The organism is Pseudomonas sp. Tn43 (genome assembly GCF_014192635.1).
Taxonomy (GTDB): domain Bacteria; phylum Pseudomonadota; class Gammaproteobacteria; order Pseudomonadales; family Pseudomonadaceae; genus Aquipseudomonas.
The window spans coordinates 711,614-732,616 of record NZ_JACHYG010000001.1 but is presented as its reverse complement, the minus strand read 5'-3'; the positions used below and the strand labels follow the sequence as shown (position 1 = coordinate 732,616).

General features: G+C 56.8%; 32 protein-coding genes and 2 pseudogenes. 26 read left to right on the top strand and 8 right to left on the bottom strand.

The window, feature by feature from the left end:
* Positions 1 to 36 precede the first annotated feature (36 nt).
* From FHW68_RS03220 to FHW68_RS03195, 6 genes are all read right to left on the bottom strand, one after another.
* Positions 37 to 234 carry a hypothetical protein gene (locus FHW68_RS03220; protein WP_183678745.1) on the bottom strand — a complete coding sequence of 66 codons (198 nt, stop codon included), beginning with the start codon at positions 232 to 234 and terminating at the stop codon, positions 37 to 39.
* A gap of 435 nt (positions 235 to 669) precedes the next feature.
* Positions 670 to 921 (bottom strand): DUF1654 domain-containing protein, encoded by a 252-nt coding sequence (locus FHW68_RS03215; protein ID WP_183678743.1) that lies wholly within the window; start codon positions 919 to 921, stop codon positions 670 to 672.
* Positions 922 to 1,081: 160 nt separating this feature from the next.
* Complete coding sequence (locus tag FHW68_RS03210; RefSeq protein ID WP_183678741.1) at positions 1,082 to 1,297, bottom strand: hypothetical protein; 216 nt, start codon at positions 1,295 to 1,297, stop codon at positions 1,082 to 1,084.
* A gap of 103 nt (positions 1,298 to 1,400) precedes the next feature.
* Positions 1,401 to 2,138, bottom strand: a complete 738-nt coding sequence (locus tag FHW68_RS03205) for a hypothetical protein (protein ID WP_183678739.1) — start codon at positions 2,136 to 2,138, stop codon at positions 1,401 to 1,403.
* A 316-nt stretch (positions 2,139 to 2,454) separates the two neighbouring features.
* A complete protein-coding gene (locus tag FHW68_RS03200; RefSeq protein ID WP_183678737.1) occupies positions 2,455 to 2,793 on the bottom strand; it encodes a hypothetical protein in 339 nt (112 codons plus the stop codon).
* 71 nt (positions 2,794 to 2,864) lie between these two features.
* On the bottom strand, positions 2,865 to 3,518 hold the full coding sequence (locus FHW68_RS03195) for a LexA family transcriptional regulator (RefSeq protein WP_183678734.1): 654 nt from the start codon (positions 3,516 to 3,518) through the stop codon (positions 2,865 to 2,867).
* A 109-nt stretch (positions 3,519 to 3,627) separates the two neighbouring features.
* On the opposite strand from FHW68_RS03195, the gene FHW68_RS03190 reads away from it, so the two are divergent.
* The 13 genes and pseudogenes from FHW68_RS03190 to FHW68_RS03135 all read left to right on the top strand — a co-directional run bounded on the left by FHW68_RS03190 (position 3,628) and on the right by FHW68_RS03135 (position 10,950).
* Complete coding sequence (locus FHW68_RS03190) at positions 3,628 to 3,807, top strand: Cro/CI family transcriptional regulator (RefSeq protein ID WP_183678732.1); 180 nt, start codon at positions 3,628 to 3,630, stop codon at positions 3,805 to 3,807.
* Positions 3,808 to 3,860: 53 nt separating this feature from the next.
* Positions 3,861 to 4,475 (top strand): hypothetical protein, encoded by a 615-nt coding sequence (locus tag FHW68_RS03185; RefSeq protein ID WP_183678730.1) that lies wholly within the window; start codon positions 3,861 to 3,863, stop codon positions 4,473 to 4,475.
* 148 nt (positions 4,476 to 4,623) lie between these two features.
* Complete coding sequence (locus tag FHW68_RS03180) at positions 4,624 to 5,346, top strand: Rha family transcriptional regulator (protein ID WP_183679026.1); 723 nt, start codon at positions 4,624 to 4,626, stop codon at positions 5,344 to 5,346.
* A 1-nt stretch (position 5,347) separates the two neighbouring features.
* Positions 5,348 to 5,638: pseudogene (locus tag FHW68_RS27165) on the top strand (phage replication protein); the annotation flags it as partial.
* Between the two features lie 9 nt (positions 5,639 to 5,647).
* Positions 5,648 to 5,935, top strand: coding sequence for an HNH endonuclease (locus FHW68_RS27160; RefSeq protein ID WP_260296355.1), 288 nt, complete (start codon positions 5,648 to 5,650; stop codon positions 5,933 to 5,935).
* On the top strand, positions 5,932 to 6,840 hold the full coding sequence (locus FHW68_RS03170; protein ID WP_183678725.1) for a helix-turn-helix domain-containing protein: 909 nt from the start codon (positions 5,932 to 5,934) through the stop codon (positions 6,838 to 6,840). The genes FHW68_RS27160 and FHW68_RS03170 overlap by 4 nt, the downstream gene beginning before the upstream one ends.
* Positions 6,827 to 7,630, top strand: coding sequence for a hypothetical protein (locus tag FHW68_RS03165; RefSeq protein ID WP_260296346.1), 804 nt, complete (start codon positions 6,827 to 6,829; stop codon positions 7,628 to 7,630). The genes FHW68_RS03170 and FHW68_RS03165 overlap by 14 nt, the downstream gene beginning before the upstream one ends.
* Positions 7,623 to 8,210: a DUF1367 family protein gene (locus tag FHW68_RS03160; RefSeq protein ID WP_183678723.1), complete on the top strand. Its 588-nt coding sequence runs from the start codon at positions 7,623 to 7,625 to the stop codon at positions 8,208 to 8,210. Before FHW68_RS03165 ends, FHW68_RS03160 begins: the two co-directional genes overlap by 8 nt.
* Positions 8,207 to 8,485 carry a hypothetical protein gene (locus tag FHW68_RS03155; RefSeq protein WP_183678721.1) on the top strand — a complete coding sequence of 93 codons (279 nt, stop codon included), beginning with the start codon at positions 8,207 to 8,209 and terminating at the stop codon, positions 8,483 to 8,485. Before FHW68_RS03160 ends, FHW68_RS03155 begins: the two co-directional genes overlap by 4 nt.
* Positions 8,476 to 9,060 (top strand): recombination protein NinG, encoded by a 585-nt coding sequence (locus tag FHW68_RS03150; RefSeq protein WP_183678719.1) that lies wholly within the window; start codon positions 8,476 to 8,478, stop codon positions 9,058 to 9,060. The genes FHW68_RS03155 and FHW68_RS03150 overlap by 10 nt, the downstream gene beginning before the upstream one ends.
* On the top strand, positions 9,057 to 9,734 hold the full coding sequence (locus tag FHW68_RS03145; protein ID WP_183678717.1) for a hypothetical protein: 678 nt from the start codon (positions 9,057 to 9,059) through the stop codon (positions 9,732 to 9,734). The genes FHW68_RS03150 and FHW68_RS03145 overlap by 4 nt, the downstream gene beginning before the upstream one ends.
* A gap of 176 nt (positions 9,735 to 9,910) precedes the next feature.
* The gene (locus FHW68_RS03140) at positions 9,911 to 10,405 is read left to right on the top strand and encodes a hypothetical protein (RefSeq protein ID WP_183678715.1); all 495 of its coding nucleotides are present in this window, start codon (positions 9,911 to 9,913) and stop codon (positions 10,403 to 10,405) included.
* Between the two features lie 314 nt (positions 10,406 to 10,719).
* The gene (locus tag FHW68_RS03135) at positions 10,720 to 10,950 is read left to right on the top strand and encodes a hypothetical protein (RefSeq protein ID WP_183678714.1); all 231 of its coding nucleotides are present in this window, start codon (positions 10,720 to 10,722) and stop codon (positions 10,948 to 10,950) included.
* Here FHW68_RS03135 and FHW68_RS03130 read toward each other — a convergent pair.
* Complete coding sequence (locus FHW68_RS03130; protein ID WP_183678711.1) at positions 10,924 to 11,223, bottom strand: hypothetical protein; 300 nt, start codon at positions 11,221 to 11,223, stop codon at positions 10,924 to 10,926. The two genes, FHW68_RS03135 and FHW68_RS03130, sit on opposite strands and share 27 nt — an antisense overlap.
* Before the next feature lie 109 nt (positions 11,224 to 11,332).
* Between FHW68_RS03130 and FHW68_RS03125 the strand changes: the two genes are divergently transcribed.
* Complete coding sequence (locus FHW68_RS03125; RefSeq protein WP_183678709.1) at positions 11,333 to 11,656, top strand: phage holin, lambda family; 324 nt, start codon at positions 11,333 to 11,335, stop codon at positions 11,654 to 11,656.
* A gap of 62 nt (positions 11,657 to 11,718) precedes the next feature.
* Here FHW68_RS03125 and FHW68_RS03120 read toward each other — a convergent pair whose 3' ends face one another.
* Positions 11,719 to 12,060, bottom strand: coding sequence for a hypothetical protein (locus FHW68_RS03120; protein ID WP_183678708.1), 342 nt, complete (start codon positions 12,058 to 12,060; stop codon positions 11,719 to 11,721).
* A gap of 141 nt (positions 12,061 to 12,201) precedes the next feature.
* Between FHW68_RS03120 and FHW68_RS03115 the strand changes: the two are divergent.
* From FHW68_RS03115 to FHW68_RS03060, 12 genes and pseudogenes are all read left to right on the top strand, one after another.
* A pseudogene (locus tag FHW68_RS03115) lies at positions 12,202 to 12,414 on the top strand (hypothetical protein); the annotation flags it as partial.
* A gap of 208 nt (positions 12,415 to 12,622) precedes the next feature.
* Complete coding sequence (locus FHW68_RS03110) at positions 12,623 to 13,093, top strand: hypothetical protein (RefSeq protein ID WP_183678706.1); 471 nt, start codon at positions 12,623 to 12,625, stop codon at positions 13,091 to 13,093.
* Positions 13,094 to 13,156: 63 nt separating this feature from the next.
* Positions 13,157 to 13,780, top strand: coding sequence for a putative metallopeptidase (locus tag FHW68_RS03105; protein WP_183678704.1), 624 nt, complete (start codon positions 13,157 to 13,159; stop codon positions 13,778 to 13,780).
* A gap of 31 nt (positions 13,781 to 13,811) precedes the next feature.
* Positions 13,812 to 14,273: a DUF2280 domain-containing protein gene (locus FHW68_RS03100; protein ID WP_183678702.1), complete on the top strand. Its 462-nt coding sequence runs from the start codon at positions 13,812 to 13,814 to the stop codon at positions 14,271 to 14,273.
* Positions 14,260 to 15,561 (top strand): terminase large subunit domain-containing protein, encoded by a 1,302-nt coding sequence (locus tag FHW68_RS03095; protein WP_183678700.1) that lies wholly within the window; start codon positions 14,260 to 14,262, stop codon positions 15,559 to 15,561. Before FHW68_RS03100 ends, FHW68_RS03095 begins: the two co-directional genes overlap by 14 nt.
* Positions 15,558 to 17,021: a DUF4055 domain-containing protein gene (locus tag FHW68_RS03090; protein WP_183678698.1), complete on the top strand. Its 1,464-nt coding sequence runs from the start codon at positions 15,558 to 15,560 to the stop codon at positions 17,019 to 17,021. The genes FHW68_RS03095 and FHW68_RS03090 overlap by 4 nt, the downstream gene beginning before the upstream one ends.
* Positions 16,996 to 18,093: a minor capsid protein gene (locus FHW68_RS03085; RefSeq protein WP_183678696.1), complete on the top strand. Its 1,098-nt coding sequence runs from the start codon at positions 16,996 to 16,998 to the stop codon at positions 18,091 to 18,093. Before FHW68_RS03090 ends, FHW68_RS03085 begins: the two co-directional genes overlap by 26 nt.
* A gap of 13 nt (positions 18,094 to 18,106) precedes the next feature.
* The gene (locus FHW68_RS03080; protein WP_183678694.1) at positions 18,107 to 18,334 is read left to right on the top strand and encodes a hypothetical protein; all 228 of its coding nucleotides are present in this window, start codon (positions 18,107 to 18,109) and stop codon (positions 18,332 to 18,334) included.
* Between the two features lie 85 nt (positions 18,335 to 18,419).
* The gene (locus tag FHW68_RS03075; protein WP_183678692.1) at positions 18,420 to 19,127 is read left to right on the top strand and encodes a hypothetical protein; all 708 of its coding nucleotides are present in this window, start codon (positions 18,420 to 18,422) and stop codon (positions 19,125 to 19,127) included.
* An 11-nt stretch (positions 19,128 to 19,138) separates the two neighbouring features.
* Positions 19,139 to 20,107, top strand: a complete 969-nt coding sequence (locus tag FHW68_RS03070; protein WP_007941820.1) for a major capsid protein — start codon at positions 19,139 to 19,141, stop codon at positions 20,105 to 20,107.
* 53 nt (positions 20,108 to 20,160) lie between these two features.
* Entirely contained in the window at positions 20,161 to 20,472 is a 312-nt protein-coding gene (locus FHW68_RS03065; RefSeq protein WP_183678689.1) for a hypothetical protein, read from the top strand.
* A 3-nt stretch (positions 20,473 to 20,475) separates the two neighbouring features.
* Complete coding sequence (locus FHW68_RS03060) at positions 20,476 to 20,976, top strand: DnaT-like ssDNA-binding protein (protein WP_183678687.1); 501 nt, start codon at positions 20,476 to 20,478, stop codon at positions 20,974 to 20,976.
* Positions 20,977 to 21,003: the final 27 nt, after the last annotated feature.

Sequence of the window (21,003 nt, the reverse complement as noted above, 5' to 3'; positions counted from 1 at the left end):
GTCTGGCCCTGTCGCCAAGGCCAGCCAGTGAAATCGTCATACAGCCTTTTCCAACTCGCAGCATTCTGCGTAATGCGCAATTGCGATCGGCATGTGGTAGCTGTCCAGCGGCCATTTGCTGACTTTGCAGCCCTGACCGTCGGGGCAATGAAACACAAAGAGCTCACCCGCCTCTTTGTCCATCTGCATGCTTACCTGTGCGCCGCTTGTGAAGTCGTCTTCGATGATGACCATTTCGTTTGCTCCGGTTGTTTTCCCAATGCACCCGGGCAACCAGGTGCATCAGTGAAAAATTCCTTGTTGCTCGCACCTCCTACCGGGTCATTCGCCAGTTCGGTCAACACCTCGTCCGCCGTCGCAGTTCTGCGCGTTGGTAGCCTTTCGGGGCTATCGGATCGCCGGTCGCCAGTAGTGGCAGCGCGATTTTGTTCACCTGACTTTCTCTCGCCCCACAGGTGTGGCCGGGGCTGACCTCCCAGCGTGAGCCGGGTAATCGTGTATGGCGCAGGTTGTTAAAGAGCGGCGCGGCTTTCGCTGCTGGGCCGATGTTGCATTGGCTTGAGACGAATTTAAGCAAGCTGAAATTAATGTGTCAAGCATGCTGAATAAATAAATTCAGATTGCTGAAATGTGTGGTCAACAAAAAGCCCGCTCGAAGGCGGGCTCATTTCAGGCTTCGCAATACTGTCGCCACCCGATCCTTACCGCGCCGCTCTCAAGGCGCTCCATGCTTACCCCGCTGGTCTCTTCAATTTCCTGAAGGACTTGCTGCCATGCTTCAGCGGGTTCTGCTTCAAGCCTAGTCACAGTTATGGCCTGGACCTTTTGAACACCGGGCGCAGCTATCAGACGCTGGATGCGCCGACCAACCAATTCATATGAATCTCTGGCTTGTGATACGGGTGACGCGATTTTTGACATAGAAAGCTCCTTGCTAATAACTGTATGTATGTACAGTATTGTTCCTGCCATATTTTGGCAAGAGGCATATGCGGGGAGGGGGCTTTTTCTCCGGGCGCAAAAAAGCCCGCGTTTGGCGAGCCCATACTCTGTTACGTTTACCAGGAGCAGGTCGCCTTGATCAGTCTGGTCCTTGAGCCTTCAGCTTGGCCAGGCCCTGTTTGATATGCCCAGTGTTCTCGCGGATCGTATCCAGAGCGCCGCGGATGTTACCGCCTATCTCGATCGCGCCTTGACTCTCAACCAGTAAAGTCAGCTCCATAATGGCAGCCTCCAGGGCGTGTTGATTTTCATGCATGCGATCAAGTACATCGGGGAGAGAGTATTCGGTGGGCATGGAGGGCGATTCCTTTCATGGGGGATAATTTATCAAGAGTCATAGTTGAGCTTATTAATAATTCGCGCGATCAACTCTATTAATATCTGATGATAATGTCTGATCATTTATTTAGGTGCAAATAGAAATATTTACTTATCGGGCTGATCAGTTCCGAAGTGCAATGAAAATATGCAAGTATCAGGTCGGCTTCCGTAAACCCACCTTCACCGATGCCGTCACGTAAAATCCCAAGACCTCTTTCGTATAATGGATCACCGGCAATGTCATGTCGCAGATATTGACGACTCGCCACGCACGTCATGTACTCTGTCAAAGCCTCTTCTAGGGGCGGCCCAGCCCCTTCCCACACATCAGACAAGGCCGGGCTAGAAATGCTATGGAATATCTCATGCACAATTGCGCCAATTGTGTGATTGTTTCCATTTATAAAAACTTTGGCTGTCGGGGGTTGTTCTTTTGAATTAGGCGGTTGTATTGAGTTTTGTGTCGTGTAGCCCTCCGTGCGACGAATCCGCTCAGTTGGTGTTGTCGCCATATCATGCTTGCGGCCAACTTTAAGCCACTCGATGTCATCGTCGACAATTACTACATCGGCGCTATTGCAAAATATTGGAACGATTCCGTGTTCACTTAGGAATGCATTAACAATACCGCGTGCGCGCTGTATTTTTTCGTCAGGGGGTAGGTGGTGGTTAATTTTGAGCTTTAGAGTCGCAGTAGGCGGAGAGGGTGGCTTTGCATTCTTAAAAACAACAGGCAGACCCAGCTTGTCTTGAGCTATCGCACGCCTGTGTTCTGTTGCTTCAAATGCAAATAGGGCATCGATGATCGCGCTCACCCCGTTTATCTCGTACGGTAGGGCCCATCCATCTATTATTACGTACATAGATTTCATCTCCTATTGCACAGCCCATCTGGGCATCCATGAAACGACAACAAAAAGCCCGCACGTGGCGGGCTCTCTGTCGAAGGGGGCTGATCCATCAGCTATCGTCAGTGTAGATGGCGTCTGCCAGGGTGCAAGGCAGAAAGGAACAGCCCGGCGCTGGGATATTGATCAGAATACGCGATCGAGTATTTTGTCTCGGATAGCCTGGTCCTCTGCAATCCGCCCTGGCATCGAGGGGCGGCGTCCAGCAGAGCGTGTATTTGATCTATTTTGCTAAGACTGCACGTTGGAGCCAATTCCGTCTTTCTGCTTTGGTGCAGCGTATCGTATCCATACGCCGGCTAAGTGCTAGGGATTTCGAAGGGTCAAAAGGCTTGAAAGCAGCAGAAAACCCATTTAAGCCGGCAATATCCTGCAATTCAAAAGAAAGCAGGTCGCTGAGATTTTTGCATTGATTCAGCCGTTCAGCCTCTGTGGTGGGCATCGGCGCCGAGTCAATTTGCTTCTCGAATTCCGTTTTTTCCTTCGGTGCGCTGCTGCAGCCAGAAAGGAGTGCCGCCAGCAAGAGGCCAGCAATCTTTGGCATGCGCATCTTCACTCCCATTGAAATTCCTTCAGCGCGAATACATCGCCCACACATATCCCAGAATCGAAATCTGCTGTTGGACTAGCGCACTAAAACTTCTGCAGAGCGCGAACTACAACACCAACGATCCGACAGTCCTCATTGAACGGTTCAATCGGGTAGCCAGAGTTCAGTGGCTTTAGAAAAAGCCTGCCGCCGTCATTCACCAGCTTCTTAAAAGTAGCCTCATTGCTCTCCGGCAACTTGGCGATCACCAGCTTGCCAGGTGCTGCCTCGGCTTCGGTGTCCACCAGGATCAGTGTGCCTTCGGTGATGCTTTGCCCGACAGGGGAGGTCATCGAGTCGCCTTTGACCTCAAGCCAGAACGCAGCGCCCTTCGAGTCGTATTCAGAAAACTCGTACCGATCCGAGAATCCGGCCGGGTAGGGCTCTACGGCTTCAGCCCAGGCACCGGCAGCCACCCAACTGATTACCGGGTAGCGGTAGGACTCAACAAGCTGGCGGGCTTCTCCGACGTTTGAGTCGGCTTTCTCTACCTCGTTACCCTCGCCGATGGCCAACCACTCGGCACGAAATCCGGTGGCCTTTGCAAGCGCATACAGGTTCTCCGGCCTGAGGCTTTTACTCTCGCCGGTGATCCACTGGGTTACAGCAGAGTTTGCAACGCCGCAAAGCGAAGCAATTTCACCCTTCTTTTTCCCACTGAGCGCGATGGCCCGGGCAATACGTTCATGTCTTTCCATGGACTCAATATTAAGTTAACTGAATTTAAGCATGCAGTAGGAGAAAAACGTCGTTGACGCAATAATTTAAGCATGCTGAAATTGCGAGAAGCTCGAATGAGGATGCGCAATGAATACGCATGAAGTCGCCGAATTCTTCGGCAGCAAGACAAAACTGGCAGCGGCGCTGGGCATCCGTCCGAGCGCCGTGACCATGTGGGGGGAGTCCATTCCAGAGTCCCGCCAATACCAGATTCAGGTTCTTTCCAAGGGCAAGTTCAAGGCGACCAAAAAGGAACAGGCTGCTTAGCGACATCCCTGCCCGCCGATCCATTGAAGCCAGATTAGAAGAGAGCAGTTCCCATGGAAACGTCCAGTCCAAGACACAGCGTGCAAACCCGTGACCAGGTGCTTGTTGCCCACGCGGCAAACCAGATCGCCCGCACCAGCCTGAGCCAGGACGATTTCGCCCAGGCGCTAAGCCGCGAGCTGCATCTGTCGATTCCAGAGCGGGCGAAAAAGAAAGAAGTGCCTGATTTCAACTCGCCTGAGCTGACCGGTAATGCCGGCCACTTCATTAAGGCCACCGGCCGCTGGCTCAAACGCGTTCAGCGCTGGCTGTCTGGCGAACAGGAGATGCCGTCTTGGCTGGAAGAGTCGTGGGTGAATGCTCTGGAGCCTGAATTCCGCGACCACTGCATCAACGAACTGGCCAGCCGCCACGGCTTAATCGGCGCCCGTCAAATGCCGAGTGAGCAGTGCGCGAACAAAAGCTTCGGTGCATTGATCCGCGCCTTGGGCGATGTGATCGACACCGGCAGCGAAGTGTTTGACGACCAGATGATGTGCGAAGAGGACTTGCCGCATCTGCCGGCGTTCGCCAAGCAATGCCGCCAAGTTGAAGCGCGGGCAGGGGAGCTGGGCCGAAAGGCTGAAGCGCTGCTCGCCAAGCACAGAATGAATTTGAAAATTGCCTGAATCCCGGGCACAAAAAAGCCGACGGAGAAGGTCGGCTGATTCGCAAAACTAGAGAGGGCCGATTATGCAGAGCCAACCAATTTCAAGCAATACCCCGAACAATGTCGCGACACGTTTTGTTAATTCTGAAAACGTGTCGCGGACCACGATGTCTTCCCGCGAGATCGCAAATGTCACTGGGAAGCGCCACGACAACGTGAAGCGCGATATTGTGGCAATGCTTAAAGACCTGAAAGTAGATGCACTCAGTTTTGAGGACATCTATCTGGACGGCCGCAATCGGGAGCAGGTGCAGTACCTGCTTGATCGCGAGCACACCGACTGCCTCCTCACCGGCTACAGCGCGCAGATGCGCATGAAGGTGATTCGCCGCTGGCGTGAGCTCGAACATCAGCAGGAAGCCCGCAATCAGGTCCTGCTTAACGGCACCAAGGTCGTTGGCGAGATCGCCATCATGGAGTGCTTCACGCGCCTACTGAAGCCGGCGCCGTCCAGCCAAATGATGATGCTGGCCAAGATCGCTGCGAACAATGGCCTCGACGCACAGTTCCTTCCTGGCTACGCCATCGACGCCGCACCAGACGCCACCGGCGGTAGTTCAATGCCTACCAAGGCCGTCACCGCCCTGATCAAAGACAACGGCATCGCCAGCACCGCTGCTGCCTTCAACCGCGCACTGGCTGCACATGGCTTTCTCAAGGAGATGCAGCGCAAAAACTCCAAGCAGGAATACGTCGGCTTCTGGTCGGTGACTGAGAAGGGCCTTGCCTACGGCAAGAACCTCACCAACCCTCAATCCCCCCGTGAGACGCAGCCGCACTGGTACGTCGATCGTTTCCTCGAATTGGCAGCACTGGTCGGGAAGGCCTGACATGCAATACACCGTCACGATCAACCAGGCGAAGGCATTGGAGTGGGGCCTGAACGCACAGCAAGCCCTGCTGTTTGCCTTCGTCTATGAGTGCCTGAGCTGGGCCAATCCAATCAAGACGGACACCGGGATCTACTGCGCGTTGAGCAAGGCCAAGATCGTTGACGAACTGCCGTTGCTCACTGATAAGCCCGACACCGCTTACCGCATGCTGAAGGCCCTGGAAGAAGCTGGTTTGATTGAGCTCTGTGCTGAAGGTTTTCGACTCACGGAAAAAGGACGTGAGTGGAACCCGAATCGCATGGGCTACATCAGTGCTTATCAGTCGGCAGTGCTACCCCCTCGGCGCAGGACGAAAAAAAAGCCGATCCCTTCCAGTTTGCGCGTCCAGGTATTTGCCCGCGATGGTCACGCTTGCCTGCGTTGCGGCTGCTCGGTGCTGATGCGCTTGAGGGCCGACCACGTCATTCCTGAGAGCAAGGGTGGCGTGGCGTCTATGGATAATCTTCAAACCCTTTGCATGTCCTGCAATAGCTGGAAAGGCGTTCAGGCCATAGATTTCCGTGTCCTCGCCGGGGGTGCAGCATGAGCATGGGTCTTATGGTCGCAGCGATGAAGCTTCGCGTCGGCAATCCGTTGCGCAAGCTGGTTCTGATCAAGCTGGCCGACAATGCCAGTGATATTGGCGAATGCTGGCCGTCCTATCAGCACATCGCCGACCAATGCGAGATCAGCAAGCGCTCTGTCATGAACCACATCACCGCCTTATGCGAGTCGGGACTGCTCCGCAAGGAAATTCGGAAGGGTGGGCCAAAGGGCAACTCCTCCAACGTTTACTTTTTGACTCTTGATGGTGGTGCACCTCCTGCACCAGGGGTAGTGCAGCAGATTCACCAGGGTAGTGCAGCAGGTTCATCCCCTAGTGAATCTCCTGCACTAGGGGGTAGTGCAGCAGCTGCACCCAGAACCAGTCACTCTCCTGAATCAGTCATGGAACCGGTCATTGAACCAATTACGCCCCTGGCTTCCGCCAAGGTCGTGACGGGTCAGGTCGTGCCATTCGCTCCCCAGCAGCCGCGCTGTGAAATCCCCGCCGACATGCCAGGGCCGAAAGACCAGACCTGCAAAACGTTCAAGTCCTGGGCCAACTACGCCATGGCCTACCGGAAGCGTTACGGCACTTGGCCGGTGTGGAATGCAACCGTGGGCGGCCAGCTTGGCAAGCTCATTGATCGGCTCGGCGCCGATGTTGCCCACCACGTCGCCGCTTACTTCCTGACCATCGACGACTCGCGACTGATCAACGGCTGCCATGGCATTGGTGACCTGTTGGCCAAGGCAGAGGCGTACCACACCCAATGGGCCACCAACCGCCGTATGAACTCGACCACTGCCCAGCAGATCGAGCGCAAGCAAGCGAACCTCACCGCCGGCCAAGACGCGGCCCGCCGGATCATGGATCGCGAAGGGAGGAAGGCAAATGAATTCATGTGAGCGCATGACCCCCGAGCAGGTCGCCCAGTTGGCCCTGGCCATCACCGCAACTGCCGAGGTGCTGGGTCAGTCGCTGACCGCCGATGCCGCCGAGATGATGGCCGACGATCTTGCCGACTACGCAGTCGGTGCGGTCGCCGGTGCACTGAAGGCCTGTCGCCGGGAATTGAACGGCAAACTGACTCTGGCTGCCATTCTCCAGCGGGTCCAAGCCGCTGACGGCCGCCCAGGCAAGGATGAGGCCTGGGCCATCGCCATGACAACCAACGACGAATTTGAAACCGTGGTGCTGACCGATGAAATCCAACTGGCCCTGGCCGCTGCGAAACCTGTCCTCGACGCCGGCGACAAGGTCGGTGCCCGCATGGCCTTCATCAGTGCCTACGAGCGTTTCGTTGGCCAGGCCCGCGAGGATGCCAAACCAGCCAACTGGCATGTCTCGGTGGGCTTCGACGCCAACCGCCGAGTTGAGGCGATCGCCAAGGCCGTGCAGATGCAGCGCATTCCTCACGAACACGGCCAGAAGTACTTGGCCGATATGCGAGTGGTCCCGGTCACCGAAGACGGTCGCGCGCTGGCAGGGTTGATCACCGGTGAAGCGACCCGGCCGACACCGGCGGTGCGAGAAAGGCTTCAGGGCGTGAAGGCTTCCATGTTGGAAATGCGAGCGGCGTCCGCTGAAAGGAAGGATGAAATACGGATCGAGGCAGCCAATGAGCTGGCAGATCGCCGGGCTCTGCTGTTGAGGCAGGTCGAGGAACTGGCATCGGGGAGGGCGTCTCATGGCTGAGCTCGCATTGATCCGCACCGCCCAAGGGCTGGTGCCGGCCACCGAAGCTGACCGTGAAACCGTCCAGAAGTGGAAGGCAGGCCAGATCATTCACGGCAAGTTCACTCGCATGCGCAACGGCAAGTTTCACGGGAAATTTTTCTCGATGCTCGATCTGGCTTGGGAATACTGGGAGCCGGTTGGTGGCCTGATTCCGCGTCAGGAGATGCGCGGCATTCAGGGCCTGGCCAAGTTCTTCGAGGCGCAGAGCGGCAAGCCGGGACAACTGTCGCACGCGGTTGCGGCTTACATCACCGGCCTTGAGTCAGCGCGCGCCGAGCGTTTCCCGGCAGTAGACAAGAGCCGCGAAGCCTTCCGTGAGTGGGTGACGATCGAGGCCGGACACTTCCACCTGGTGCACACCCCGGAGGGAATCCGCAAAGAGGCCAAGTCAATCAGTTGGGCAAACATGGATGACACCGCATTCGAGCCACTTTACCGCGACGTCTTCAACGCTTGTTGGCGTTTGGTGCTGTCCGCACATTTTGAGAATGAAGCTGACGCGCTTTCTGCTGCTGCTCAGTTGGGGAGTTACGCATGAGCAATCAATTCAAGTCGGGCGACCAGGTCCTAACGCTCGTTTCGAAGTATCAAATCCCGGCGATGTCCGAAGTCGAACTGGTCATTTTCCGGCTCAAAGGCCAGAAAGCCGAAGAGCCGGACGGTCAGCTATGGGTGGCACCGTATGACGGTTGGATCGTCGGCCGAGATGGGGAAGATGGCTACGGGTTCTTCAAGCCTGGGCAGCTGATGCTGCTGCACGGCGACTTCACCCTTCAGCAGCAAAAAGCCAAGGAGGCCGAGCCGTGCGCGTAGCCCTCAAGGAAGCAAAGGCGAAGAAGTGCAAGAACCCGGCCTGCGGCGTGAGTTTCAAGCCGTCATTCTCCACCGCGCAAAAGGTATGCAGTTGGGCCTGCGGCCTTGCGATTAAGGACGTGAACCAGGAGAAGGCCCGCAAGTCACTGGCTCAGGTTGAGCGCAAAGAGATCAAGGCCCGCAAAGAGAAACTCAAGAGCCGGGCAGATCACATGCGGGAAACGCAGGTTGTATTCAACGAGTGGATTCGCCTGCGTGACGCCGCGTTGCCGTGCGTGAGCTGCGGCCGTCACCACGAAGGTCAATACCACGCCGGTCACTACCGCACTGTGGGAGCGAACCCTGAGCTGCGCTTCGAGCCGCTCAATGTTTGGAAGCAGTGCGCGCCGTGCAATAACCACAAATCCGGCGACATCGTTAACTACCGAATCGAGCTGGTGAAGCGCATCGGCGCCGACAAGGTGGACTGGCTCGAAGGGCCGCATGAGCTCAAGCGCTACACGATCGAAGAACTGAAAACCATCAAGGCCGAATATCGGGCAAAGACCAGAGAATTGAAGAGGGAAGCAGCATGAAGCTGATCAACGCAAGACAGGTATGGACTGAGTCGCAGCACGAATCGAACGTGTCGATCAGTGCCGTGGCCATCGACAAGGCTGAATCGGCGCCAGTGAAGACCGGCAACCGGATGCGCCGTCATGAGGCGGTGTTTGCCGCCTTGGGGGAGGACAAGGAGGAGCGCATCCAGATCGTTCGGCAGAAGATCAGCATCAGCGAGACGCGCCGCACGCCCATTGGACGGTCCACCGCCCGCGCCGCGCACCTGGCCACCATTGGGAAGGTGCTTCGCGCCATCGACACGCTTCCGTTCCAGGTGCAGCAGTTCGGGCACTACCTCTATCACCCCGCAATGACCATGCGCCACGTTATGAATGCGGTGCTGCTGATCACCGCCAAGGCTGGGTTGCCAGACCTTACTTCGGCCAAGCGCGTGAAGGCGCAGTACTTGGTGACTCTAGCTCTGCAATCGTACAAGGGGGAGGTAGTCGGGGCGGCAGAGTGGGGGCCGGCCAGAGTCACCGCCGAGATGCAGACCTTCTTCGGCGTGACGATTGATCCGAAGAACTGGACGCGCGATTGGCTGGACCTGTGGGAATCCCTGAAAGAAGTGATAAAGGAAGTGGATATTCAGGCGCAGCAGCCAATATGGCAGGTGATACACGCGGAGAAAGATGAAGAGGCGGCATAAACATATTGACATGACGGGGGATTGCGCGTACTTTTCCCATAGTGCGCAATTTACGCAACACGCACACGAATACCTGAACCCGGCCCTCGCGCCGGGTTTTTAATACTCCTTGCGGATATGGCTAAAAGCCACATACGCTCCATGCTCATCAATTGAACGAGCAATGGAGTGGATTCATGGAACAGAATGAGCCTTCGGTGAAAAGCATTTATCAGCATAACGCCGAGTTTGTAGCCGACCCCGTTAAGCTGGTTTACGGGATACAAGGAACTGCTGTTGACTCCCATCTTCAACATCTGGTAAGCATGGTGAACAATGCCGAAACTGATTTCAGCTTCGGCATAACTTTGTTCACCTCGGCCGGTGTTGTGACAGGAAACCTGATTAGTCGGAAAAAATATTTCGAAAAATTTGGTCAGTCGTTCAAGTCTGGATTTGAACAATCTTTTCCGGATAACGATTGGCAGTATATTGCTGATAGCTTTGCAGCTAAGGGCACGGAAGGTGATGATCTGCCGGAAGGGGACGAATATGAATGCCCGCCGCAGTTCGTACATCTTGATGGTGCTAGCTTACTATCGGGCGACGGCTCACTAATTATGAAAAGTGGAATCCTATGGAGAGGAAAACTTCAGGCGGTAACTGGATTCACGCTTGGCATTATTTCCTGAGATTTTGATAAAGGACAATTAAGCCCCGCCCATGTGCGGGGTTTTTTATTACCCGAAGAAAGCAACACCGCAGTCAGGGCGGCCTAACGGAAGGCCTGGATGTCGATAGCCGGATAGTGCGACATACGGAAACAACACCGGCAGCCCGCGCACCTTGACCGTACATGCTGCAGGATGGCGCGAGACTGAATCTGCGAGATCGATGCAATGGGGTGTCGACGCAGTGAAGGTCTTTGGCGGACAGCTCGGAAAGACGAGCGCACCTATTCAGGGACTCTGCATCCGCAGGGGTTTTTTTGTTTCTGGAGCACAGCATGAAGAGTAAATATCGCCAGGCTGTTGAGTCAGTGATTGCACAAGAGGCGAAGCTTGCCGAAGTGACTCAGCTACATGACGGAGCCGCTGCTCGTGAAAAGCAGCTTGCAGAAGCTCTGCGGCTCAATCAAGAGACCCTTGCCCGATACGAGGCTTGCGTTTCTGAGCTTGAGTCGCAGATGACCTTTAATGCTCGGTTGAAATCAAAAGCCGAGGTAAGCATCCAGTAAGCTCGGATACTTCAGTGCGCCCTTTACGGCCTTCTTTTTGTTAGTGACATCGATTACAGCCATGATGTCCTTGGTTGCGTTGAAATCGCTGCCCACGTACAAGGAAGAGCAAAGCTCTTCTGCTGTCACATCCAGCTCGAAGCAGTAAAAGGACGTTGTTTCGTCCCAGTGTTTGTACTCGGTGAGCTCGTTGATTTTCTTCACGAACGAGTCATATCGAGCCTTGCGCGTGTCGTCGGACTTAAACTCAAAAGTGACGATAAAACTTGCCATGGTTCCGTCCATCTTTTTGTTGTAGGGGCAATGACGATAGCACGGAGCCATATGCCCGCCACTGAGCGGGCTTTTTTATTCCTAACTCCCAGAAAGGGAGGAACCTGAGATGCCAGACATGCCAGAAAAAGACCCGTCGTTCTGGGTGTTGGTGCTGACCGCCCTGAGAGAGAACGGCTTAGCCATGGGGCTGACCTTCGCCCTGACTTGGCTCCGCATTCAGTACGACGGCAAAGAGACGAAGCCTTTGCGTCAATTGATCGAGGCGGCGCTTGGCGCGCTGATCGTTATGGTGGTTGGCCTGACGGTGAAAGAGTTCGGCTTCAGCATTGCCTGGTCATTCGCAACGGCTGGCTTCATTGGTGTGCTGGGTGTTGAGCAGGCCCGCCAGCTTGGCAAGCGCTGGGCTGAACGAAAAGCAGACGAGATATAGGGCGCGACACGGATCTGCGCAAGGGGCAGGTAGAGCGCAGGAAGTCTTAGATTTCGATGTGTCTATGCCTGAATTCCTACCTCACCCTGTACCGCTTGAAGCGCACGCGCCTCGGTCAGCGGCGTGAAAGTTGGCTGTGTATTGCTGGCGTGCAGGTAAAGAAAGTAGCGCCCGGAATCGTCTAGCAATACCCGGTACAGTTCTGATGGCCGGAAGTTGTTGCCGATAAAAATACGTTCCTTGAGGATCTCGAAAGACTTGATCTTATGCAGTCGCATTGTGGTTTCAAAGGCTTCGTAAAGAACCTCTCTGCGGCGTCGATTGTTTCGAGCATTTAGCTTAAAAAAAACCACCATCAGCAGGGCATAACTGAAAAGGAGTAACACAACAGTGCTAGTCGGCATGCGCGTAGCTCCATGTCCGCTCAATCGTAGTACATCTCAGTGTAGTAGGCGCGCTCCTGGTGCTCATCGCCGAATGGCAAGTGTCGCGACACGTTTCGCGAATCAGCAAATTGTGTCGCGACATGCGACGAGGAAAGCACCATGGACAACCAGCACAAGAAAATCACCGGTTACCGTGACCTGAGTCAGTCCGAGATTGACGGTATGAACTCCATCAAGGCGCTTGAAGCTGACACGGGTAAGCTGTTCAAGCAGATCAGTCAGATTGAAGGCGTTGATCCTCGACTGCTGGCTCTGGCCAAGACGAACCTGCAGCAAGGTTTCATGTGGTTCGTGCGCTCGATCGCCAAGCCTCGACTGCATCACGCATTGCCGTTGAGTCCTGAGATCGTGAAAGCGATCAACGAGATGGACGCAGGTCTGGGCAATGCGATCGACACGGCCAAGGCTGCTGGTCTGCCGCAGGGTTTGATCGTCGCGTTGCTGCATGGCCAAGCTTGTAGCGAGACGGCACGAATGGTTTCCTGAGCCATACTGGGTTTTCAACTAACCAGAGGTGAATATGGAATTTCAACCGGTAACGATCGAGCAAAAAGATTCAATGCTTGACGCTGTTCAAGATGCATCCAGAGTGAGCGGATACGCGGTGCGCTTCTTGCGAAGGGTGGCTGAGATTTATGAGGAGCATCAGTTCGAGAGGGATTGGGGTGTAAAAATTGCCCTCGCTGAAGACAACCTTACTGCCACCTTCTCCTCAATTTTCGGCTTGGGAAAAGGTACGCTGAAGCTGCGTTCTGGCGATGAGGGCATTTTCGGCTTGTATGTCATTGAAAAACGTTTCGAAAACGCGACAGGTCAATCTGAGTGGAGAGCTGTATGGGCTCTGCGTGTTACGAAAGATGGGCAGATTTATCCCGGCGGAGGTATTGGCGAATCCGTGTCAGCAAGGGTGCAATTGATGCATCGGGACGACGACAGGGATGCATATGAAGTCGCAAGATCTATTTTTTATAGGCTGGGCGCAGACGAATAAGTCGTTCGGTTGATCAAGCCAAACCCCGCTAAGTGCGGGGTTTTGCGTACTTACAGGTGAAAAATGAATAGGCCAATGCCACCAAAGGGCCTCGGCCTGTTCAATGAGGGCGACGACTACCCGATCAGTTTCGCGCCTGCGCCTGAGGTCGCTGACTGGTTGTTCTCCACGATCATCGATCCCGATGGCGAACTACACAACGAAGACCACCAGCATCTGAACGATGCAGATCTTGCCGTGTTGTGGGCAGCCGGAGGATTCACCAAGCAGGGTCGGACGGTGGTTGGCCAGGCCGAACAAGTTACGTTCCGCTGTGGACCATGGCAGAAGGGCAGACAAGAGCAACAGATGACCCAGTGGTTCGGTCGAGTGCCGTCCTACCTGATAACCCTGGATGCCAGCTACTGCGCCCAGTGCTCGGACGCTGATTTCTGCGCCTTGGTCGAACACGAGCTTTATCACATAGCCCAAGAGCACGACGAGTACGGTGCCCCCAAGTTCACGAAGGAGGGAATGCCGAAGCTGTGCATGCGCGGACACGACGTCGAAGAGTTTGTCGGTGTGGTCCGCCGCTATGGTGCGAGCCCCGAGGTTCAGGCCTTGGTGGATGCTGCAAACAGTCCTGCTGAGGTGGGGAAATTGAACATATCGAGGGCCTGCGGAACCTGTCTGCTCAGATTGGCCTGACCCCTGACAGACCTAAGACGGAATTTACCCTATGGCAGCCCTGAACAGTGAGGTGAAAGGCTTCATGGTTCAGGCGCTGGCGTGCTTCGACACTCCTTCGCAGGTTGCAGCGGCTGTCCGAGAAGAGTTCGGCATTGAAGTGACCCGTCAGCAGTGCGAGGCACAAGACCCCACCAAGCGCGCCGGGAGAGATCTGGCGAAGAAGTGGGTGACGCTGTTTCACGACACCCGAAAGCGCTTTCGCGAAGAAACGGCCGAGATCCCGATCGCCAACCGTGCCTTCAGGCTCCGCGCCATGAACCGCTTCGTGGAAAGGGCCGAGACGATGAAGAACATCGGCCTGGCCATGCAGATCTTGGAGCAGGCCGCGAAGGAAAGCGGCGACATGTACATCAATCGGCACCGGAAGGACGAGCCGGACGACGAGCCGGCAATCCCGACCCGCATCCAGGTCGATGTAGTGGATGCGAGGAAGCCGAATGCCGAGCCTTAACGTTCCGCAGGCTAAATTCCTCACGCTGCCGCATAAATTCCGCGCATTCGTTGCAGGGTTCGGCTCAGGAAAGACCTGGGTTGGATGCTCGGCGCTGTGCAAGCACTTCATGGAGTGGCCCGGCGTTAACGCTGGCTACTTCGCCCCGACTTACCCTCAGATCCGGGACATCTTCTATCCAACCGTGGAGGAGGTGGCCTATGACTGGGGACTGAAGACCAAGATCAACCAGGCGAACCATGAGGTTCACATTTATAGCGGTCGGCAGTATCGCGGCACTGTGATTTGCCGGTCGATGGAGAAGCCGCAGACGATTGTCGGCTTCAAAATTGGCCATGCCCTGGTGGACGAACTGGACGTGCTGACGTCGATCAAGGCGCAGCAGGCCTGGCGCAAGATCATCGCCCGGATGCGCTACAACCTGCCGGGGTTGAAGAACGGTGTGGACGTAACCACGACGCCGGAAGGCTTCAAGTTCGTATTCCTCCAGTTCGTAAAGCAGTTGCGCGACAAGCCGGCGCTCAACGAGATGTACGGTCTGGTGCAGGCCAGCACGTTCGACAACGAGCTGAACCTGCCGGACGACTACATCCCGTCGCTGATGGAGTCGTATCCCGAGCAACTGATCCGCGCTTACCTGAATGGCCAGTTCGTCAACCTGACGTCTGGCTCGATCTACCACGCATACGACCGCAAGCTGAACCAGTGCTTCGACACTGTGCAGTCTGGTGAACCGCTGTTCATCGGCATGGACTTCAACGTCGGCAAGATGGCGGCGATCACTCACGTCAAGCGTGATCAGGGATTTCCCCGTGCAGTCGATGAGCTGATGGATGGCTATGACACGCCGGACATGATTCGCCGCATCAAGGAACGCTACTGGCGCCACAACGGCAACGACTTCGAGAAGACCTGCGAGATCAGGATCTACCCGGACGCCTCAGGTGATTCGCGCAAGTCCGTGAACGCCAGCGTCACCGATATCGCCATGCTCAAGCAGGCCGGCTTCACGGTCATCGCGCCAGCGGCCAACCCGCCTGTGAAGGACCGGATCAACGCCATGAACGCCATGTTCTGCAATGCTCAGCGCGAGCGGCGTTACCTGGTCAACCCATTCACGTGCCCGACATACGCAGACTGCCTTGAGCAGCAGGTCTGGGCACCCAACGGTGAGCCGGACAAGAGCCAGGGCAACGACCACGCCAACGACGGCGGAGGTTACTTCATCCATCGCGAGTACCCGATCGTTAAACCGGTCACCTCAATGAAAATGGGAGTCGCCCGATGACGGATGTCACTTTCACCCGTCCCGAGTACAAGGCGGCGCATTACCGCTGGCGCTTGGTACGCGACGTCTGCAAGGGCTCGGAAACCATCAAGGATGCTGGCGATCGATACCTGCCGCGGCCCAATGCTTCGGACGAAAGCAGCGACAACAAGGCTCGCTACGACGCGTACAAGAAGCGCGCCGTGTTCTACAACGCCACGGGCCGAACGAAACACAGTCTAGTGGGTGCGGTGTTTCGCACCTGGCCAACGCTGACTGTTCCCGGTTCCCTCGACTATGTGTCGAAGGACATCGACGGGCAGGGCGTGAGTATTTACCAGCAGTCGCAATCGGTGATCGGGCATCTGCTCGAAGTCGGCCGCCATGGGCTGCTGGTGGATTACGCGGCTGTTGTGGCCGGCTCTGTGAGCAAGGCAGACGAACAAGCCGGACGAGCCCGGGCGAACATCGCCAGTTACCCGGCCGAGGCGATCATCAACTGGAAGACGCGCCAAGTCGGCGGTCAGCATCTGCTGAGCCTGGTCGTGCTGCGCGAAACGGTCGATGTTGATACCGATGACGGATTTGGCAGTGAGCAGGTTGTTCAGTATCGGGTACTGCGCCTCGATACCGCTGGCGTCTACACGCAGGAAGTGTGGGAGGAAGGCTCCAGCCAGACGGCAATGATCATTGCGCCCTTCACCCCGCTGAATGGCCTCGGCCAGCCTTGGCGGGTTATCCCGTTCCAGTTCCTCGGCAGCGAGAACAACGACACCAGCATTGACGACTCGCCGCTGTACGACATGGCCGAGGTCAACATCGGCCATTACCGCAATAGTGCGGACTACGAAGAGGCAGCCTACCTGGTGGGCCAGCCTCAACCGTGGATGGCGGGCCTTGATGAGCAGTGGCGCGATCACATGGAGAAAGGCGGAATTTTTCTTGGCTCCCGAGCGCCTTGGCTACTTCCGGTCAATGGATCATGTGGCGTCTGGCAAGCCCAGCCCAATACGGTGGCCAAAGAGGCAATGGACGCCAAGAAAGAGGACATGGTGTCACTCGGCGCCCGGTTGATCGAGCGGGGCAGCGCGGTGAAGACCGCGACCCAGGCTGACAACGACAGTGCCGCCGAACACAGCGTTCTATCGCTGGTGGTGAGCAACGTCAGCGAGGCCTACAGCCAGTGTCTGGTCTGGATGGCTGAGTTTGTGAACGCTTCGGGCGCAACGCTCTACAAACTCAATCAGGACTTCAGCCAGATCAGCCTGGACGCGACAATCCTTTCAGCGCTGTTCAACGCAGTGCAGGGCGGCAAGCTGCCAGAGGGCGACTTCTGGCAGTACCTGCGCGATCGCGGGGTGATCGATCCAGAGAAGACCGACGACCAGATCCGCGACGAACTGGAGACTGAGAACCCCGGGCCAGACCTGGACGATGACACCGAGGTAATTCCGAATGGCAGCCAACCAGGCAATCCTTGATGCCACGATTCGGCATGCGGTCTTCCTTGAGCAGCTGAAGTCAGGGGAGGTTGCCAAGTTCGGGCCGTTCCTCAAGGAGATGGACCGCTCTATCCGTGAGCGTCTGACGCGGGCCGACCTGACGGATTACACCGTCGCCCGGCTGGAACGATTGCTGAGCGAGGTCGACAGCCTGTTACTGGGCATCTTCAACCGGTACAGCGCGAAGCTGAATCTCGACCTGATCGACATCGCCAACTACGAAGCCGAGTTCGAAGCGACCAGCCTGACCCGGGCGGCACCGGTGGGGGTCACGTTTGATGCGGCGGTGCCTGGTGCGGCTGCCATCAGGGCGGCGATCCTCACCAACCCGCTCAGTGTGCGCGGTGCGGATGGCGGCAAGCTGCTCAAGTCCTTCATTGATGGCTTTACCGCCACCGAGCGACAACGCCTCACTGGCGCGATCCGGCAGGGCTTCTTCGAGGGCCAAACGAACTTCCAGATCATCAAGAACATCCGCGGGACTAAGGAGCTCAAATACAACGACGGCATCCTGGCCACGACCAGCCGGAATGCCGGCGCTGTGGTCCGAACCGCGGTGCAACACGTCGCCACCCAGGCGCGCATGGAGACGCTGAAAGAGAACTCCGATGTCGTGCAGGCGGTGGAGTGGGTCAGCACGCTGGATTCGAAAACCACCAGCCAGTGCCGGTCGCTCGACAAGAAGCGGTTCAAGCTGATTGAAGGGCCGAGGCCACCGATCCACATCAACTGTCGCTCGACGGTGGTGGCGGTGACCCGCTTCAGTGCGTTGTTCGCGAAGGACGCCACCCGGGCATCCATCGGCGACGGCGGTGCCCAGCAGGTGAGGGCAGACCTCAGCTATTACGACTGGCTCAAGCAGCAGCCGGCGGCGTTTCAGGACAAGGCCATCGGTCCGGTCCGCGCCAAGCTTTTCCGCGAAGGCGGCCTAAGCATCGAACGATTCTCAGAGCTGCAGCTCGATCGCAACTTCAAACCTCTGACGCTTGTGCAAATGCGGGCTCTTGAGCCGCTGGCTTTCGAGCGGGCTGCTATAGTAGGCCTTCGTTAAATGGAGGTGCTCGATGTCCAGAAAATCTTTTCCAGCAAGAAAAGCTGATGGGACCATTGTCAACTTGGTGGTGATACAAGATCCAATTCCAGCTGGCACGTTGAATGATCCTTCTGCTACTGAGCCAGGGCTGTTGGAACTTAGAACTGCTGAAGGGCGAGCGATCAATCGAGTCAGTAAGGGAATCTACGAGACACTTGATGGCGATCGTTTGACATCGGATCACCCGCTGGCGCCTTGAGCCAGAATCAAAAAATGAAACCCGCCTCGGCGGGTTTTTTTATGCCCGCAGACAGGGTCTGCGTAAAGTCTCTGGGAGACAACAAATGCTGAAATTCCAACTGGACAGCCTTGATGGTGTCGATGAATCCGTGCGCGCTCTTTACACCGAGAAGGACGGCAAGTACGTCCTTGGTATTGAAGGCCTGCCGCAACCCGAAGACGTTTCGGGCCTGAAGTCGAAGGTTGAAGAACTGCTCGGCGAGAAGAAAGCCGCTGAGAAAGCTCGCAAGGATGCCGAAGATCAAGCCCGACTGGAGCGCGAAGAAGCCGCTCGCAAGTCCGGCAACGTCGAAGAGCTAGAAAAGTCCTGGTCCGAAAAGTACACCCGCCGCGAAGCTGAGCTGAACGGCATGCTGGAGCAGGAGCGTGGAACGCTGAGTACTCAGATCCGGGATCTGACCGTGGGCCGTACCGCTACTGATATCGCGTCTGCCCTGGCAATCCCGGGTAGTGCAAAAGCCCTGTTGCCGCACATTGAGCGCCGTCTGAGCGTCGAGCAGCGCGACGGGAAGCCTGTTGTGGTCGTGCTCGACCAGCAGGGCAAGCTCTCGGCGGCAACGCTGGATGAGCTGAAAGCAGAATTCGCAAATGACACGGCGTTCGCGCCGTTGATCGCGGGTAGCAAGGCATCTGGCGGCGGGGCCGGCGGTGCTGGAGGTGGCGGCGGGGCCGCGAAAGGAAACATCGGCGGTACCAAAGCGGAGCGCACGGCGGCAATCGCCTCCCGGTTCTCTGATCTCCCCCTAAATTAAGGATTTGACCCATGTCCCTGTCTCAAATGCAGGTTTTCAACGATTACATCATGCCGGCGACTCTCGAGACGCTGGATCAAATGCTCGAGGCGTTCAACGCGGCTAGCAATGGCGCGATTGTGCTGTCGCCGAACGGCTTCACCGGCGACTTCTTGCAAGAGTCGTTCTTCCAGAACCTGGGTGCCGCTCAGCGCCGCGTTAACCGCTATGGTGCAAACGCCGCAGTGACTCCGGTTGACCTGACCGAACTGCAAGACACCACCGTGAAAGTCGCTGGTGGCTTCGGCCCGATTCGCTACGAGCCGTCGCAAATGACCTGGCTGCAGCGTCCGACTGCACAAGGTGTTGAGGTTGCAAGCCGCGCGTTCGCCGAAGTGCTGCTAAAAGACCAGCTCAACACCGCGATCGCTGCGCTGGTGGCGGCCATCACCGCACAAGCAGCTGCCGTCAACGATGTGTCGGCCACCGCTGGTATTACCCAGTCCGGCCTGAACAGCGCGCATGCGAAATTCGGTGACGCAAGCCAGAACCTGGTTGCTCAAGTCATGCAGGGCACCACCTGGCACAAACTGGTCGGCCAAGGCCTCGCCAACCCGAACAACCTGTTCCAGGCCGGCAACGTTCGCGTCGTCGACATCCTCGGCAAGACTTCAATCGTCACCGATGCGCCAGCTCTTGCTCAGGCCGGCACGCCGAACAAGGAAATCATCCTGGGCTTGGCAGCTGGCGCCGCGCTGGTGCACGACAACCGAGACATCATCTCGAACGTGCAGACCAACAACGGTAACGAGCGCATCACCACGACCATTCAGGTGGACTACACCTTTGGTCTCGGCATCAAGGGTTACACCTGGGATGTCGCGAACGGCGGCAAGTCTCCATCCAGCGCCGCGCTTGCCACCGGCACCAACTGGGACAAAACCGCCGCCAGCATCAAGGACACCGCCGGTGTTGCTCTGATCGGCGACGCCTCCAAGTAACCACCTGATGACTGCTCCGGGGCATAATGCCCTGGCGCAGCGGAGTGACAGTGATGACTGATAACATCTGGTATCTGCCGGGCCCGTTTCACCGCTACGAAGATGATGTGAAGGCAATCGCCAAAAGGGAAGGCCTGATCATCATCGATGCCAATGTGACGGAAGATCGCGGTGGTGAAGTTGAGAAGCCGCCGAAGGCGAAGCTCAAGCCTGAGTTCCGCCCAGCCTCTAAGGCCTCAACCGCGGATCCTCGCGAAAAGCTTAAGATCGAAGAGCTCCAGGCCGCGCTGACGAAGAAAGGCGTAACCTTTGACAGCAACGCCGATCAGCCAACCCTTCTGCAACTGCTGAAAGACCAGGACTGACACATGCTCATCATCGAGGACGGCACCGGCAAGCCAGACGCCGAAAGCTACGCGAGTGCCGCAGACCTGGTCATGTACGCCGTAAAGTTCGGCGTGACCATTCCTGCGGACGAGCCCGCGCAAGAAGCACTGCTTCGTCGGTCCGCCTTGGCGATGAATGGCATGACTTGGAAGGGGCGCAAGATGGACAGCGATCAGGCGTTGGCCTGGCCGCGTCGAGGGGTTGAACTGGACTATCAGATCAAGCCCGACAACTACCTCCCTGCGCGTATCCAATACGGTCAGATGGCCTTGGCTGCCGAGATACATACCGATGACATCGACCCGATCGACAAGCGCAAAGGCGCAGTGACGCTGGAGCGTGTTGAGGGCGCAGTAACTCGCGAGTACGCGACGATTTCCAACACCAGCGGCCGACTGTTGCCGGCGGCGCCGGATCGGCCGAGCGCTACCCAGTTTGCGGATTACTTGCAGCGCCGTGGGTTGTTCGCTGTCAGGGCGTGATGGTAGCGTGGCGCCTCTACAAGGTGA

What these genes read in the sequence shown, in the direction of transcription:
- FHW68_RS03220 (WP_183678745.1), bottom strand. Translation starts at nt 234, where the DNA reads ATGGTCATCATCGAAGACGACTTCACAAGCGGCGCACAGGTAAGCATG.
- FHW68_RS03215 (WP_183678743.1), bottom strand. Translation starts at nt 921, where the DNA reads ATGTCAAAAATCGCGTCACCCGTATCACAAGCCAGAGATTCATATGAA.
- FHW68_RS03210 (WP_183678741.1), bottom strand. Translation starts at nt 1,297, where the DNA reads ATGCCCACCGAATACTCTCTCCCCGATGTACTTGATCGCATGCATGAA.
- FHW68_RS03200 (WP_183678737.1), bottom strand. Translation starts at nt 2,793, where the DNA reads ATGGGAGTGAAGATGCGCATGCCAAAGATTGCTGGCCTCTTGCTGGCG.
- FHW68_RS03195 (WP_183678734.1), bottom strand. Translation starts at nt 3,518, where the DNA reads ATGGAAAGACATGAACGTATTGCCCGGGCCATCGCGCTCAGTGGGAAA.
- FHW68_RS03190 (WP_183678732.1), top strand. Translation starts at nt 3,628, where the DNA reads ATGAATACGCATGAAGTCGCCGAATTCTTCGGCAGCAAGACAAAACTG.
- FHW68_RS03185 (WP_183678730.1), top strand. Translation starts at nt 3,861, where the DNA reads ATGGAAACGTCCAGTCCAAGACACAGCGTGCAAACCCGTGACCAGGTG.
- FHW68_RS03180 (WP_183679026.1), top strand. Translation starts at nt 4,624, where the DNA reads ATGTCTTCCCGCGAGATCGCAAATGTCACTGGGAAGCGCCACGACAAC.
- FHW68_RS27160 (WP_260296355.1), top strand. Translation starts at nt 5,648, where the DNA reads ATGGGCTACATCAGTGCTTATCAGTCGGCAGTGCTACCCCCTCGGCGC.
- FHW68_RS03170 (WP_183678725.1), top strand. Translation starts at nt 5,932, where the DNA reads ATGAGCATGGGTCTTATGGTCGCAGCGATGAAGCTTCGCGTCGGCAAT.
- FHW68_RS03165 (WP_260296346.1), top strand. Translation starts at nt 6,827, where the DNA reads ATGAATTCATGTGAGCGCATGACCCCCGAGCAGGTCGCCCAGTTGGCC.
- FHW68_RS03160 (WP_183678723.1), top strand. Translation starts at nt 7,623, where the DNA reads ATGGCTGAGCTCGCATTGATCCGCACCGCCCAAGGGCTGGTGCCGGCC.
- FHW68_RS03155 (WP_183678721.1), top strand. Translation starts at nt 8,207, where the DNA reads ATGAGCAATCAATTCAAGTCGGGCGACCAGGTCCTAACGCTCGTTTCG.
- FHW68_RS03145 (WP_183678717.1), top strand. Translation starts at nt 9,057, where the DNA reads ATGAAGCTGATCAACGCAAGACAGGTATGGACTGAGTCGCAGCACGAA.
- FHW68_RS03140 (WP_183678715.1), top strand. Translation starts at nt 9,911, where the DNA reads ATGGAACAGAATGAGCCTTCGGTGAAAAGCATTTATCAGCATAACGCC.
- FHW68_RS03135 (WP_183678714.1), top strand. Translation starts at nt 10,720, where the DNA reads ATGAAGAGTAAATATCGCCAGGCTGTTGAGTCAGTGATTGCACAAGAG.
- FHW68_RS03130 (WP_183678711.1), bottom strand. Translation starts at nt 11,223, where the DNA reads ATGGCAAGTTTTATCGTCACTTTTGAGTTTAAGTCCGACGACACGCGC.
- FHW68_RS03125 (WP_183678709.1), top strand. Translation starts at nt 11,333, where the DNA reads ATGCCAGACATGCCAGAAAAAGACCCGTCGTTCTGGGTGTTGGTGCTG.
- FHW68_RS03120 (WP_183678708.1), bottom strand. Translation starts at nt 12,060, where the DNA reads ATGCCGACTAGCACTGTTGTGTTACTCCTTTTCAGTTATGCCCTGCTG.
- FHW68_RS03110 (WP_183678706.1), top strand. Translation starts at nt 12,623, where the DNA reads ATGGAATTTCAACCGGTAACGATCGAGCAAAAAGATTCAATGCTTGAC.
- FHW68_RS03105 (WP_183678704.1), top strand. Translation starts at nt 13,157, where the DNA reads ATGAATAGGCCAATGCCACCAAAGGGCCTCGGCCTGTTCAATGAGGGC.
- FHW68_RS03100 (WP_183678702.1), top strand. Translation starts at nt 13,812, where the DNA reads ATGGCAGCCCTGAACAGTGAGGTGAAAGGCTTCATGGTTCAGGCGCTG.
- FHW68_RS03095 (WP_183678700.1), top strand. Translation starts at nt 14,260, where the DNA reads ATGCCGAGCCTTAACGTTCCGCAGGCTAAATTCCTCACGCTGCCGCAT.
- FHW68_RS03090 (WP_183678698.1), top strand. Translation starts at nt 15,558, where the DNA reads ATGACGGATGTCACTTTCACCCGTCCCGAGTACAAGGCGGCGCATTAC.
- FHW68_RS03085 (WP_183678696.1), top strand. Translation starts at nt 16,996, where the DNA reads ATGGCAGCCAACCAGGCAATCCTTGATGCCACGATTCGGCATGCGGTC.
- FHW68_RS03080 (WP_183678694.1), top strand. Translation starts at nt 18,107, where the DNA reads ATGTCCAGAAAATCTTTTCCAGCAAGAAAAGCTGATGGGACCATTGTC.
- FHW68_RS03075 (WP_183678692.1), top strand. Translation starts at nt 18,420, where the DNA reads ATGCTGAAATTCCAACTGGACAGCCTTGATGGTGTCGATGAATCCGTG.
- FHW68_RS03070 (WP_007941820.1), top strand. Translation starts at nt 19,139, where the DNA reads ATGTCCCTGTCTCAAATGCAGGTTTTCAACGATTACATCATGCCGGCG.
- FHW68_RS03065 (WP_183678689.1), top strand. Translation starts at nt 20,161, where the DNA reads ATGACTGATAACATCTGGTATCTGCCGGGCCCGTTTCACCGCTACGAA.
- FHW68_RS03060 (WP_183678687.1), top strand. Translation starts at nt 20,476, where the DNA reads ATGCTCATCATCGAGGACGGCACCGGCAAGCCAGACGCCGAAAGCTAC.